This window comes from Pseudacidobacterium ailaaui, from assembly GCF_000688455.1.
Classification (GTDB): domain Bacteria; phylum Acidobacteriota; class Terriglobia; order Terriglobales; family Acidobacteriaceae; genus Pseudacidobacterium; species Pseudacidobacterium ailaaui.
Genome location: NZ_JIAL01000001.1, coordinates 128,696 through 140,918, shown reverse-complemented (window position 1 = coordinate 140,918; position 12,223 = coordinate 128,696). Strand labels below are relative to the sequence as shown.

The window sequence follows — 12,223 nt, the reverse complement described above, 5'->3', positions numbered from 1 at the left end:
AGTTTATCCAAAGAAAAGAGAGCTGAGGTCATGGCCGGGGAAAATTCTTTTGACATCGTGAGCAAAGTAGACCTTCAGGAGGTACGCAATGCCATCGAGCAGGCGGTCAAGGAGGTCCGCACGCGCTTTGATCTAAAGGACTCCCACTCAGAGGTCCATCTTGAAGGCGACCAGACGATCCAGCTTGCCTCTGCTGATGAGTACAAACTGGAGGCAGTCAATGAAATTTTGCGTCAGAAGCTGGTCAAACGCGGCATCTCACTCAAAGCGCTCACTTATGGAAAAGTAGAGCCTGCGGCGGGTTCTACCGTACGCCAGAAAATCAGCCTTCAGCAGGGCATTCCAACCGAGAAGGCAAAGGAGATTGTTCGCATCATTAAAGACTCGAAAAAAAAGGCCCAGGCCTCAATACAGGGGGACACGGTGCGTGTTTCCAGCAAGGACCGCGATACTCTGCAGGAGATCATCGCCCTGCTGAAATCAAAGGACCTCGGTATTGACATGCAGTTTACGAATTACCGGTCGAACTAGACGGAGAGCGAGTGAGCACGACAACCATTGCCACGGCCAAAGAGGTCTTCGATCTTCTACATGATGACCTGTGCTCCATTGAGCGCGAGTTTGGCGAGGACGCCATCTCCTCTGTCAAGGCCATTACGGAAATTTCCGAATATCTGCGTGAGGGCGGTGGCAAACGCATTCGCCCATCGCTTCTTTTGCTCTCGGCCCGGTCGCAGGGCTATTCCGGACCAGGCATGGTGCGCCTGGGCGCTGTCGTCGAAATGGTGCATACGGCCACGCTGGTCCACGACGACATTATTGATTCAGCCGATACCCGCCGCGGCCGCCCCTCAGCCAACACTACATGGGGCAACGCCAAATGCGTCCTTGCCGGGGACTGGCTTTACATGCAGGCCTTCCGCGTGGCCTTGGAAGAGCGTAACTTCAAGGTGCTCGACCTGCTCATCAACCTGACACAGCAAATGGTGGAAGGGGAACTGCTTCAGATGGAAACACTGGGCCGCCCCGTCACCGAACAGGAATATAACGATCTCATCTACCGTAAGACGGCCTGTCTATTTGAGGTCTCCATGCGCCTCGGTTCGGTGCTGGCCAACCAAAACGGGGATGCCGAAGCACAGATGGGTGAATATGGGCATTCCCTCGGCATGGCTTTTCAGATCGTAGATGATGTCCTGGACCTGACGGCAACCGAAGAAGTCCTCGGCAAACCGGTTGCCAGTGACCTGCGCGAAGGGAAGGCCACACTGGCCGTGATTCATTCCCTGGAACATGGCACGGCGCAGGACCGCGAGGCCATCCTGAAGGTGCTGTCCGATCGCAGTTTCAACCGGGTCAGACATGATGAGATTCTGGCCATTCTCGTCCGAAACGGATCTCTGGACCATGCCATGAACGTGGCCTTCCATTATGCGGAAAGGGCCAGGGCCGCCCTCTCCGGCCTTCCGGATTCCGACTATAAACGGGCGCTGCTTTGGGTGCCAGACTTTGTCCTGGCCCGCGAGAAATAACAGGCTCCAGGCTGTTATTTAGGCCCTCAGCTTTGCCAGCAGGTCCTGCGGGTGCACGGGTTTTGCCAGGATCTCAAACTCATGGCCTTGATTGCGGGCGCGATCCAGCAGGTCGGCGGTCGCTGCCTGTCCGGAAAAGAGCAGAATCTTGCAGGAGGGCAGCATCGCGCGGATCTTGATGGCTGCATCAATCCCATTCAGGTCCGTCATGATGACGTCACTGATCAGCATGTCCGGCTTTATGGATTCTGCCATCTCTACTGCCTTCTCTCCGCTGTAGACAGCAATGGCCTCAAATCCACTCTGGTTCAGAATGATGGCCAGAGTATCAGCAATTACACGTTCATCATCAGCCACAAGGACTTTAGGTTTAGCCTGCTTGTTGTCGTGCATCTCTCCGACTCTCTCTAAGATTGGGTAGAAGTTGGAAGCAATTGTTACGGACGGTTAAAAAAACATCTCCCGCCACCACTGGCCAGAAAAATAAGAAACTTTCTGGATAAAAACCTTCTCATAAGATGATACGCTGAGGACAGGAGGATGCTTCATCTTCCTGAATTTCTATCCACTTAGAGCAGAGGAAATCCTCACAGGCACCCGGCCGAAAGGCATCATGAAAGCATACAGATTTCATGCCAGTTTTGCTTGTGTGGAAATCTGATTTCGCTGCGAGAGCGGGCGCATTCTCCCGTTCAGAGGTTTACACCAATGTAAATGGGGTCCTGGCAATGGCGGAAGCGATTATTCGAGCGCAGCAAGTCGAGAAATTTTACGCTCAGCCGAGCGAAAACCGCATTCAGGTCATTGCCCCAACGGATCTTGCCATTTGGCCAGGCGAGATTGTGGCCCTTCTGGGACCCTCTGGGTCCGGAAAATCCACCCTGCTGAGGATGCTCTCCGGTTTGTCCAGACCTTCGGGAGGGGAGGTCTTCTGGCACGAAAAGCCGATTGGTTCAGTAGAAATCAATGTCTCTATCGTCTTTCAGAGCTTCGCGCTCTTTCCCTGGCTTACCGTTCTGGAAAACGTCGAAGCACCTCTGAAGGCCCGGGGGATTGACCCCGAAGTCCGCCGGGAGCGCAGCCTGAAGATTCTGGACACGGTTGGACTTGACGGTTTCCAGTCCGCATATCCGAAAGAGCTTTCCGGTGGGATGCGCCAACGTGTGGGTTTTGCTCGCGCCCTGGTCGTTGAGCCAGAGGTCCTGTTTATGGACGAGCCATTTTCGGCCCTCGACGTGCTCACGGCAGAAAACCTCCGCAGCGAGCTTCTGGAGCTATGGCAGAAAAAGACCATTCCCACGCAAGCCATCTTCATCGTGACGCACAATATTGAAGAGGCTGTGCTGCTTGCAGACCGCATCATTGTGCTCGGACGCAACCCAGGGCATGTGCGCACCGACTTCAAGGTCGCCCTGCCGCATCCCCGAGACAAAAAGACCCCGGCCTTCACTCGCCTGGTGGACTATATCTACACGGTCCTTACCCGGCCTGATGTGACTCCCGATGTTCCGCGTCTGCATGTTGATGGTCGCCGCATCCGGGACCAGCGTGAGATGCGCTATGAGATGCTGCCCCATGCTCGACCCGGAGGCATTGCCGGACTGCTCGAAATCATCATCGATTTTGGTGGACGGGCCGATGTCTACCGTCTGGCTGACGAGCTTGCTTTTGAACTGGATGACCTGCTGCCCATTGTGGATGCTGCCCAGCTCCTTGGTTTCCTCAAGGTTGAAGAAGGCGATGTTTCCATCACGACGGAGGGGCGCGAATTTGCCGAATCAGAAATCCTGCGCCAGAAGGAGCTTTTTCGGGAGGCAGCATTGGGCCATGTTTTGCTGTTGCGCCAGATCACGCGCGCCCTCAACAATAAATCCGACCATACCGTACCCGAAGAGTTCTTCCTCGACATGCTGGATGAGCAGTTCAGCGAAGAAGAGACCCAGCGTCAGCTTGAGACTGCCATTAACTGGGGGCGCTACGCCGAACTGTTTGATTTTGACGCCACCCGGCGGCGTTTTGTCCTGCCTGAGGTCGAAGAGACCGCAGCCACTGTAGACGGAAGCGAGGGTGCATGAAGGTCCGTTATACGCTTTCACGCTCGCTGGTGGTCGAGCGGTCCTGGCCGTTCTTTCTTGACCTTACCGTGGCCTTCGGCCTGCTTGCCGGCTTTTATGCTGTTCTTCAGATTGCTCACTACTGGATGAGCGGCGCAGTTCCGGAAGTGCAGATTTCGCAGTCTCCACGCATGCTGCCCTTGTATGCCTTTTATTCGGTGGTGCGCATCGGCGTGGCCTATCTGCTGAGTCTGTTGTTTGCCGTTGTCTATGGCTACATCGCTGCCTATCATCGGCGGCTGGAAGCGCTGATGATTGCTACGCTCGACATTCTGCAGTCCATACCAGTGCTCAGCTTCCTTCCTGGAGTGATGCTGGCCATGATGTCGCTTGTCCCTAGTCGGCAGCTTGGGATTGAATTTGGTGCGATTCTGCTCATCTTCACCGGGCAGGTCTGGAACATGGCCTTCAGCTTCTACTCCTCACTGAAGAGCATCCCCCGTGAACTGCATGAGGCCTGCACCATTAACCGTTTTTCGCGCTGGCAGCGCCTGTGGCAGCTTGAATTGCCCTATGCGGCCATCGGACTGGTTTGGAACTCGATGGTTTCCGTCGCGGGCGGCTGGTTTTTCCTCATGGTTTGTGAGATGTTCCCCGTAGGAGACCGCCAGTTCCGTCTGCCCGGACTTGGCTCCTATTTACAGACTGCCGCTTCTACAGGAAATTCACTCGCCATGACCTATGGTCTTTTGACCATGGTCGCCATTATTGTTCTCACTGACCAGTTGGTCTGGCGTCCGGTTATTGACTGGTCCGACAAATTCAAATTTGAAAATGTCGAAGCGGCCGACCGGGTCAAGTCGCCTGTGCTTGCCGCTTTACGGCACTCCAACATGCTGGCAGCCATCCAAAGGCATACTCTTGTTCCGCTCAGTGAGAGCATCTATCGCAGCCTGGCCCGCAGGAATGCAAAGCGGTTAGCATCCTCTGAGCAAAAGCCGCGGTCCAGGGTCGCTGCCTTTCTCTCCTGGCTTCTGCTGATTGTTGTTCTGGGAGTTGTTTGTTTTGCTGCCTTTAAGGCAATTCTGCTCCTCAAACAAGTCCCCCGCAGTGAAGTCGGTACGATTCTTCTGGGAGCTGTTGCTACGTTTTTCCGCGTCAACATCTCGCTGCTGCTGGCGGCTGCCTGGACGATCCCGGTTGGCGTCGCCATCGGTTTCAATCCCAGGCTGGCGCGTATTGCGCAGCCTCTGGCGCAAATTGCAGCTTCTTTTCCGGCCACCGCCCTTTTTCCGGTGATTCTTATCGGCTTGATGAAGCTTGGCGCGGGCCTCAGCATCGGGTCAGTGGCCCTCATGATGCTGGGGACGCAGTGGTACATCCTCTTCAATGTGATTGCCGGCGCCATGGCCATCCCCTCAGAAATGCGTGAAGTGGCCACACTTTTCCGCTTTCCCAACTGGCAGCGCTGGACGACGGTCATCCTTCCCGGAATCTTTCCTTATCTCATTACCGGATTGGTCACCGCCTCGGGTGGCGCCTGGAATGCGTCGATCATTGCCGAGTATTTCCACCTCAAAGACCAGACCTTGCGCACCACAGGGCTGGGAGCACAAATCAGTGCGGCAAGCGATGCCGGAAATTTCCCCGTTCTGTTGCTGGCCACCATCATCATGGCCCTCATGGTGGTCACCATCAACCGACTTGTCTGGCGGCCGTTATATCATCTGGCAGAAACAAAATACCGTCTGGACTAAAGAAGTAAATAGGAGGGAGCGGAGGCATCGGATGAAGACCCTCATTCCTTTCCTCCGCTCGGCAGATCTGCGTTTATTGCAGCGGCAGGCCGTTTGCAGTCAATTGTTGTAACTGTTGCTGATCATATTGCTTTACGCCGTCGGGCAAAGGCGCATAGCTCAAAGATCCTGCCGTGGACTGACCATCGGTAATGACATATTGCACAAAGCTCTTGAGTGCAGACCGTTTTTCCTTGTCCTGACCATCCTTGGGAAGAATGAGGAACGTCAGGCCGGAAATGGGGTAGGCATCTTTTGCCGAAGCAGGCGGATTGACGATCGGGGTCCGCGGGTCCTGCGCTAATTGACTCGTAAAGGCATTGATGGCAGCCGTTGTGGCCTGTGCCGTGGGCGCGATGTAGGCTCCTGCCTGGTTTTTGATCCTGGCCACCGGCAGGTGGTTCTGTTCCGCATAGGTCAGCTCAACATAACCGATTGCCCCGGGTGCGTTGCGAATGTTTCCTGTCACGCCCTCGCTGCCTTTTCCGCCCACTCCTACTGGCCAGCTCACTGAGCTTCCTTTACCCACTTTCGATTGCCATTCCGGACTCACAGCGGCCAGATACGTCGTAAAGATGTTTGTAGTACCGCTGCCATCGGCCCGATGCGCCACAATGACGGGCAGCTTCGGCATCTGCACCCCTGGATTGTCTTTTGTGATGGCCGGGTCCTGCCAGCTCTTAATGGTTCCCAGAAAAATTGCGGCCAGTGCCTGGGGCGAGAGCTGGAGAGGCTGCTTCAGGTCCGGCAGGTTATAGGTGATGCAGACAGGTCCTGCCGACTCCGGAATCTGGATCACAGGTTTCATTTCCTTTAATTGCTCATCGCTGAGTGCCGCATCCGATGCGCCAAAGTCCACCGTCCCCATCTTCACCTGCTGGATTCCACCGCCAGAGCCGATGGACTGATAGTTAATGCGCACATTAGGATGCTGCTGGGAATAATCCTGGATCCAGCGCGTCATCACCGGATAAACGAAGGTGCTGCCGGCACCGGACAGCATGACGCTTTCCTGTCCCGTGTCTCCTGTATTTGATTTGCATCCGGTGATGCTGAAAATGGCTGCAGCTACAAGCGCAGCGGTCAGTTTGCGGCAAGAATGTGGGTCCACGTGCTTCCTCCTGTTCAATCTGTTGTTATTTGCCTCAGACGGGATGCTTTCCTGACAGAAATTTACATTCTTTACACAAAGCTTGCACCTTTGCGGCAACTCATCTCCAGGCCGCGCTCTTCCTATTCAGAAAGCACGAAGAAAAATCGCAGGAGGGAAGAGAAGGATGGCAGATACTCTGCATGGAAAGAAAATCGCGATCCTGGCCACGGACGGATTCGAGCAGGTGGAATTGACCGGGCCCAAGGAGACGCTTGAATCCGCAGGTGCGCATACTGAGGTGATATCACCAAAAGCAGGGGAAATTCGGGGATGGGACCTCAAAGACTGGGGCAGGTCCGTCAGGGTAGACAAGCCACTCACGGAAGCCAAGGCCTCGGATTATGATTTGCTCCTGCTTCCAGGAGGCGTCATGAATCCGGACCATCTGCGTACCGACCAGAAGGCCGTCGCATTTGTGAAAGACTTTGAAGCCTCTGGGAAACCAATCGCGGCCATCTGTCACGGGCCATGGCTTCTGGTTGAAGCCGGAGTGGTAAAAGGACGAACGGTTACCTCCTGGCCTTCGGTGAAAACAGACCTAGAGAATGCCGGGGCTCATTGGGTAGACCAGCAGGTGGCCGTGGATGGGAATCTGATTACCAGCCGAAAGCCGGACGATATTCCTGCTTTTTGCAAAGCGGTGATGGAAATTCTTACCCAGAACCGTGCCCACGCGGCAGCATAAAGGGACCAGGGCCTGCCTTACTGAGGGAGGCCCTCGACCTCCTCATCTGGCGTAGCTTCGTACCCACTCGACAATACTGCGTACTCCGACGCCGGTCGGGCCTTTTGCCGTCCAGGGTTTTGCCTCCTCCAGCCATGCCATGCTGGCAATGTCCAGATGGATCCACGGTGTGTCCTCTGCAAACTCTTTCAGGAACATGGCTGCTGTGATGGCCCCGCCGTAACGGCCTCCTGTGTTCTTGATATCGGCAATGTCGGAGCGGATCAGGTCGCGGTATTCTTCATCCAGCGGAAGTCTCCAGAATTTTTCTCCTGTTCTGTTGGCCGCATTGCTAAACCGCTGATAGGTTTCTTCGTCATTGGAAAATGCTCCGGCGTTGATCTGGCCCAGAGCAACCGCAACAGCGCCGGTAAGAGTGGCCGCATCAATCAGATGTGTGGCTCCAAGCTGTTTGGCATAGGCCAGACCATCAGCGAGGACCAGCCGTCCTTCTGCATCGGTATTGATGATCTCAATGCTCTTGCCAGACATAGCAATCTGCACATCGCCCGGCTTCTGTGCCTTGCCTGACGGCATGTTCTCCGTAGCGCAGACAATGGCAACGACCTTTACCTTTGGCTTCAATTGCGCGATGGCCCGCATGGCGCCGATCATCGCCGCGCCCCCTGCCATGTCATACTTCATCTTTTCCATGTTGTCTGCGGGCTTCAGAGAGATGCCTCCTGTATCGAAGGTGATGCCTTTGCCTACCAGGCCCAGCACAGGACCTGGCTGAGCACCTTCCGGCTCATAAGTAAGCACAATCAGCGCCGGAGGCTCATCCGACCCTTGGGCCACACTCCAGAACGCCCCCATCTTCAGTTCATGCAGCTTTTCTGCACCATAAACTTCACACTTCAGGCCGCATTCGCTGGCCATCTCTGCGGCTTTCCGGCCCAGGACCGTCGGAGTGAGCCGGTTGCCGGGTTCATTGACCAGGGAGCGAGTGAAGTTTTGCGACTCAGCAAGGACCACTCCATGACGTAGTCTCTCTTCCGCGGCATGTTGTTCAGCGCCTTCAGCAAGAATGACAGTAAGTGACTCGATACTCAGGTCCTTGCGGTCGCTGCGATAGGTGTCCGGATCAAAATCCGCAAGAATTGCACCCTCAGCGATGGCCCTCTCGGCCCCTTCCTGAAAAGCGGCAGAAACGGGTGCAACCATACACAGGTTCCGCAGCCTCCGCGCTTTTGCGAAGCGGACGGCTGTTCCCGCAGCCCGGCGTACATGGTTTAGGGTTGTCTTGGAAGCCTTCCCGAGTCCGACCAGTAGCAGGCGCCTGGCTTGCAGTCCCTGCGGCGCGTGAAGCAGGAGGGTTTCGTTGGGATTACTGGAAAATTCGCCCGTGTTCAGAAAAGGGGCCGCTGCCTGCCGGAGAGAGGGTTCTTCAGTCAGAAGTGTGACTTCCGGCTTTGCATCTTTTTCTGTTGTGGTGTCTGTAGTGAAGACGATCAGCAGTTCAGTTTCTGTCCCGGCTGCATTGCCGCATTGCAGTACTGTTCTCATGGTTTTAGTTTAAGGGAGGGGGAGTCGTGCAATGTTCAATCCTTTGAAACTTCAGGAAATGCTGTCCCAGGCAAAGCAGATGCAGGAACAGATACAGGAAAAACTGGGCCAGACCATCGTCGAAGCATCCTCAGGTGGCGGAGCAGTCACAGTAAAGATGAACGGACAGAAGCAGGTCCTCAAGGTAACGATTGATCCCAGCGCCGTCATCGGCCTTAGCGGCAGTTCGGCCGACGTGGAGATGCTGGAAGACCTGATCGCCGCTGCATTCAACGAAGCCGGACGCCGTGCAGACGAGGCCATCAAGTCTGCGGCCTCCTCCATGCTGGGTGGACTGAATCTGCCCCCAGGGTTGCTGTAAACTTGCAAACAACTTGATTTCGAAAGGGACCCAAAGGATGGTGACGCGCAGAATCTTTCTCAAGCAGGCTGGCCTGGCAGGAGCGGGCCTGATCACGGCCCCTCGTTTCGTCATGGCGCAACAAGCTGCAACGACTGTTCCTGACAGGGTACGACAGTTCCGTAACGATGGAGCGAACACGCCAATCAAAGTAACCAAGCTTCGCGAAAATCTCTTTTTGCTGCAAGGCGTCGGCGGCAACATGCTGGCGCAGACCGGCCCGGACGGAACTTTATTGATTGATTCAAGTGCTTCCACGGCTGCGCCGCATATCCGGGAAGCATTGCAAGGGCTGAATGCGCCCCCGCTGAAATTGCTGGTCAATACCCACTGGCACTATGACCATACCGATGGCAATGCAGCGCTGCATGACAGCACGGGTGTCTTCATCATTGCGCATGAAAACACGCGCAGACGCCTCTCCACTCCGCAGGAAATCGCTTTTATGCAGATGCACTTTGCCCCTGACCCTCCGGCTGCACTCCCCCAGCAGACATTTACCGATCATCAGAAAATCTTCCTGAACAACGATGAGCTGCACCTGGTTCACTTCCCGCCCGCGCACACGGATACAGACATTTACATTCATTTTGTGAACGCAAACGTCCTTCATGCCGGAGATACGTTCTTCAACGGGTTTTATCCATTCATTGATGGCAGTACCGGCGGGAACCTTCGCGGGATGGTTCGCGCCGCTGAGACTTGCCTGGCCTTGGCGGACAATGAAACTAAGATTGTTCCCGGGCATGGTCCGCTGGGTGATAAGGCATCTTTGCAGAGATATCAAGCCATGCTCTCCGATGTGGCCGACAAAGTAGAAAAGCTGAAGGCCTCCGGGAAGAGCAGAGAAGAAGTGGTAGCGGCCAGACCTACGTCGAAATACGACGCGGAATGGGGCAAGGGCCTTCTTTCTCCTGACCAGTTTGCTGCTTTGGCCTACCAGACACTCTGAACTCCCTCACGAGGGATTCTTCTTTGTGCAGGAAGAGAAAGCTTGTGATCTTGTTTCAGGTCGTGGCAAAGCAAGCCGAATCCTGTTAAAACAGCGGTGAGGGATTGCCTTGTCACGATTCGCAGAACCTATGGCACGGCTCATTGAAGAGCTGCGCAAACTCCCTGGAATTGGCTCAAAAAATGCCCAGCGGCTGGCATTTCACATCCTGCGTGCAAGCAGTGAAGATGCAGAGGCATTGGCCAGCGCCATTCGGGACCTGAAGGCGAAACTACAGCTCTGCTCGATTTGCAACAATATTACCGATACGGATCCCTGCGTCTATTGCTCCAGTCCGACACGCAATCAGCGTCTGGTTTGCGTGGTGGAAGAACCGACTAATATCGCAACAGTGGAGAAGACGCGCAGCTATAACGGTGTCTATCACGTCCTGCATGGAACGCTGTCTCCGCTCCATGGTGTTGGGCCGGAGCATCTGCGTACAGCGAATCTTCTTATCCGTGTGCAGCAGGGGAATGTGGATGAGGTCATTCTGGCGACCTCTCCCACAGTAGAAGGCGAGGCCACCGCAGTCTATCTTGCCGGTATTCTGCGCCCTGCCGGAGTGCGCGTGACCCGCATCGCTACTGGGGTGCCAGCCGGAAGCGACATCGAATACGCCGATGAGGTGACCATGTCCCGCGCCATTGAGGGAAGACGCGAAATGTAGGTCCGTAGTCTGAAACTTGCTATGGCGGGGGCATGGTTCTCCGGGCCTCAGCCTTGGGTCATGCCCATGTGTTATTCTTTTCCGTTCCTATGGATGAGCGTGCTGCTCCAATTCGCGTCCTTGTTGCCAAGCCCGGACTCGATGGTCACGACCGCGGTGCAAAGGTCATTGCCCGGGCGCTTCGGGATGCGGGCATGGAGGTCATCTACACCGGCCTGCGCCAGACGCCAGAGCGGATTGTTAATGCTGCGATTCAGGAAGATGTGGATTGCATCGGACTGAGCATTCTTTCCGGCGCCCACAATGTTCTTGTTCCGCGCATCACGGCTTTGCTGAAAGAGCGCGGCGCCGAAGACATCCTCGTCGTCCTCGGCGGAACCATCCCGGCCCAGGACACTGCTTTTCTAAGAGAACATGGAGTCAGCGCCATCTTTGGCCCGGGGACCTCGCTGGAAACCATTGTCGATTTTATTCGCAGCAATGTTCGCCCGAGGGGCCTCTTCTCGGCTGCCAGGCAGGCAGGAAGCTAACGGTTCACCAGTTGATTGGCGGGTAAGGAGGCCACATCATCCGACTCGCTGCCGTCGCCCAGTCCTCCGTAGCGACGCTCCCGTCTTTGATAGTCCTCAATGGCTTCCAGCATATGAACGCCGCGAAAATCAGGCCAAAGCCGCGCCGTCACAAAGATTTCCGTGTAGGCGATTTGCCAGAGCAGATAGTTAGAGATGCGCATCTCACCTGAGGTCCGGATCAACAGGTCCGGGTCCGGCATATGAGCAGTGTACAGGTGCCTCTGGATGTCCTGTTCGGTCAGGTCTTCAATTCCGATGTGTCTCTGTGCAATCTCCTGATAAAGGCCCTTGAAGGCATCCAATAACTCTGACCTGGCCCCGTAATTCAGCGCCAGCGTCAAAACGGTGCCCGTGTTCTGCTGGGTGGCTTCGGCCGCCCACTGCATCCGTTCCTGCACCTCAGCAGGCAATTCATGGATTCGGCCGATGTACTGGATGCGCACGTTGTTGTCGTTCATGCGTTTTACATTGTTGTTGAGGTATGTGCTCAACAAGCGCATCAGAAAATTCACTTCAGTTTTGGGCCGACGGAGATTGTTTTCCAGGGAAAAGGCGTAGAGGGTAAGCCATGGCAGATCAATCCGAGAAGCCGTTTCCACAACAAACTGCACTGCCTCTGCACCTTGCTGGTGTCCCAGAAAGCGTTTGAGGCTGCGTCTGCCCGCCCAGCGCCCATTTCCATCCATAATGATGGCTACATGCTTCGGAAGGCGTTCCGGGTCAAGACGGCGGTATATGGCCAGCTCTTCCGGCAGTAACTCGTGAATGCGGCTCAAGATTGTCCTCTCATCCGACCGTAGCACATGGCCGTGGCTGCTGCAATCA

The 12,223-nt window shown here is 55.4% G+C and carries 13 protein-coding genes; 9 read left to right on the top strand and 4 right to left on the bottom strand.

All coding sequences use genetic code 11. The features are described from left to right. Positions 1–30 precede the first annotated feature (30 nt). Positions 31–531: a YajQ family cyclic di-GMP-binding protein gene (locus N655_RS0100630; protein WP_026441438.1), complete on the top strand. Its 501-nt coding sequence runs from the start codon at positions 31–33 to the stop codon at positions 529–531. Between the two features lie 11 nt (positions 532–542). Further along, on the top strand, positions 543–1,532 hold the full coding sequence (locus tag N655_RS0100625) for a polyprenyl synthetase family protein (protein ID WP_026441437.1): 990 nt from the start codon (positions 543–545) through the stop codon (positions 1,530–1,532). Positions 1,533–1,550: 18 nt separating this feature from the next. Here the strand turns inward: N655_RS0100625 and N655_RS0100620 are convergent, their stop codons facing one another. Further along, positions 1,551–1,925: a response regulator gene (locus tag N655_RS0100620; protein ID WP_026441436.1), complete on the bottom strand. Its 375-nt coding sequence runs from the start codon at positions 1,923–1,925 to the stop codon at positions 1,551–1,553. Between the two features lie 335 nt (positions 1,926–2,260). Between N655_RS0100620 and N655_RS0100610 the strand changes: the two genes are divergently transcribed. Both N655_RS0100610 and N655_RS0100605 read left to right on the top strand, forming a co-directional pair. Then, positions 2,261–3,607 (top strand): ABC transporter ATP-binding protein, encoded by a 1,347-nt coding sequence (locus N655_RS0100610; protein ID WP_026441435.1) that lies wholly within the window; start codon positions 2,261–2,263, stop codon positions 3,605–3,607. After that, positions 3,604–5,343 carry an ABC transporter permease gene (locus N655_RS0100605; protein ID WP_026441434.1) on the top strand — a complete coding sequence of 580 codons (1,740 nt, stop codon included), beginning with the start codon at positions 3,604–3,606 and terminating at the stop codon, positions 5,341–5,343. The genes N655_RS0100610 and N655_RS0100605 overlap by 4 nt, the downstream gene beginning before the upstream one ends. Positions 5,344–5,416: 73 nt before the next feature. On the opposite strand, the gene pstS is transcribed toward N655_RS0100605, so the two are convergent. Continuing rightward, entirely contained in the window at positions 5,417–6,493 is a 1,077-nt protein-coding gene (pstS, locus tag N655_RS0100600) for a phosphate ABC transporter substrate-binding protein PstS (RefSeq protein ID WP_026441433.1), read from the bottom strand. 166 nt (positions 6,494–6,659) lie between these two features. On the opposite strand from pstS, the gene N655_RS0100595 reads away from it, so the two are divergent. Beyond that, complete coding sequence (locus N655_RS0100595; RefSeq protein WP_026441432.1) at positions 6,660–7,220, top strand: type 1 glutamine amidotransferase domain-containing protein; 561 nt, start codon at positions 6,660–6,662, stop codon at positions 7,218–7,220. A gap of 42 nt (positions 7,221–7,262) precedes the next feature. On the opposite strand, the gene N655_RS0100590 is transcribed toward N655_RS0100595, so the two are convergent. Further along, positions 7,263–8,765, bottom strand: coding sequence for a leucyl aminopeptidase (locus N655_RS0100590; protein ID WP_026441431.1), 1,503 nt, complete (start codon positions 8,763–8,765; stop codon positions 7,263–7,265). A gap of 31 nt (positions 8,766–8,796) precedes the next feature. Between N655_RS0100590 and N655_RS0100585 the strand changes: the two genes are divergently transcribed. From N655_RS0100585 to N655_RS0100570, 4 genes are all read left to right on the top strand, one after another. Further along, entirely contained in the window at positions 8,797–9,126 is a 330-nt protein-coding gene (locus tag N655_RS0100585; protein WP_026441430.1) for a YbaB/EbfC family nucleoid-associated protein, read from the top strand. A 37-nt stretch (positions 9,127–9,163) separates the two neighbouring features. After that, positions 9,164–10,117 carry an MBL fold metallo-hydrolase gene (locus N655_RS0100580; RefSeq protein WP_044933731.1) on the top strand — a complete coding sequence of 318 codons (954 nt, stop codon included), beginning with the start codon at positions 9,164–9,166 and terminating at the stop codon, positions 10,115–10,117. 130 nt (positions 10,118–10,247) lie between these two features. After that, complete coding sequence (recR, locus tag N655_RS0100575; RefSeq protein ID WP_081823491.1) at positions 10,248–10,826, top strand: recombination mediator RecR; 579 nt, start codon at positions 10,248–10,250, stop codon at positions 10,824–10,826. Between the two features lie 32 nt (positions 10,827–10,858). After that, positions 10,859–11,356, top strand: coding sequence for a cobalamin B12-binding domain-containing protein (locus N655_RS0100570; RefSeq protein WP_238324410.1), 498 nt, complete (start codon positions 10,859–10,861; stop codon positions 11,354–11,356). Here N655_RS0100570 and uppS read toward each other — a convergent pair. Further along, entirely contained in the window at positions 11,353–12,174 is an 822-nt protein-coding gene (gene uppS, locus N655_RS0100565; RefSeq protein ID WP_238324409.1) for an undecaprenyl pyrophosphate synthase, read from the bottom strand. The two genes, N655_RS0100570 and uppS, sit on opposite strands and share 4 nt — an antisense overlap. Between the last annotated feature and the right edge of the window lie 49 nt (positions 12,175–12,223).

What these genes read in the sequence shown, in the direction of transcription:
- N655_RS0100630 (WP_026441438.1), top strand. Translation starts at nt 31, where the DNA reads ATGGCCGGGGAAAATTCTTTTGACATCGTGAGCAAAGTAGACCTTCAG.
- N655_RS0100620 (WP_026441436.1), bottom strand. Translation starts at nt 1,925, where the DNA reads ATGCACGACAACAAGCAGGCTAAACCTAAAGTCCTTGTGGCTGATGAT.
- N655_RS0100610 (WP_026441435.1), top strand. Translation starts at nt 2,261, where the DNA reads ATGGCGGAAGCGATTATTCGAGCGCAGCAAGTCGAGAAATTTTACGCT.
- N655_RS0100605 (WP_026441434.1), top strand. Translation starts at nt 3,604, where the DNA reads ATGAAGGTCCGTTATACGCTTTCACGCTCGCTGGTGGTCGAGCGGTCC.
- N655_RS0100595 (WP_026441432.1), top strand. Translation starts at nt 6,660, where the DNA reads ATGGCAGATACTCTGCATGGAAAGAAAATCGCGATCCTGGCCACGGAC.
- N655_RS0100590 (WP_026441431.1), bottom strand. Translation starts at nt 8,765, where the DNA reads ATGAGAACAGTACTGCAATGCGGCAATGCAGCCGGGACAGAAACTGAA.
- N655_RS0100585 (WP_026441430.1), top strand. Translation starts at nt 8,797, where the DNA reads ATGTTCAATCCTTTGAAACTTCAGGAAATGCTGTCCCAGGCAAAGCAG.
- N655_RS0100580 (WP_044933731.1), top strand. Translation starts at nt 9,164, where the DNA reads ATGGTGACGCGCAGAATCTTTCTCAAGCAGGCTGGCCTGGCAGGAGCG.
- recR (WP_081823491.1), top strand. Translation starts at nt 10,248, where the DNA reads ATGGCACGGCTCATTGAAGAGCTGCGCAAACTCCCTGGAATTGGCTCA.
- N655_RS0100570 (WP_238324410.1), top strand. Translation starts at nt 10,859, where the DNA reads ATGGTTCTCCGGGCCTCAGCCTTGGGTCATGCCCATGTGTTATTCTTT.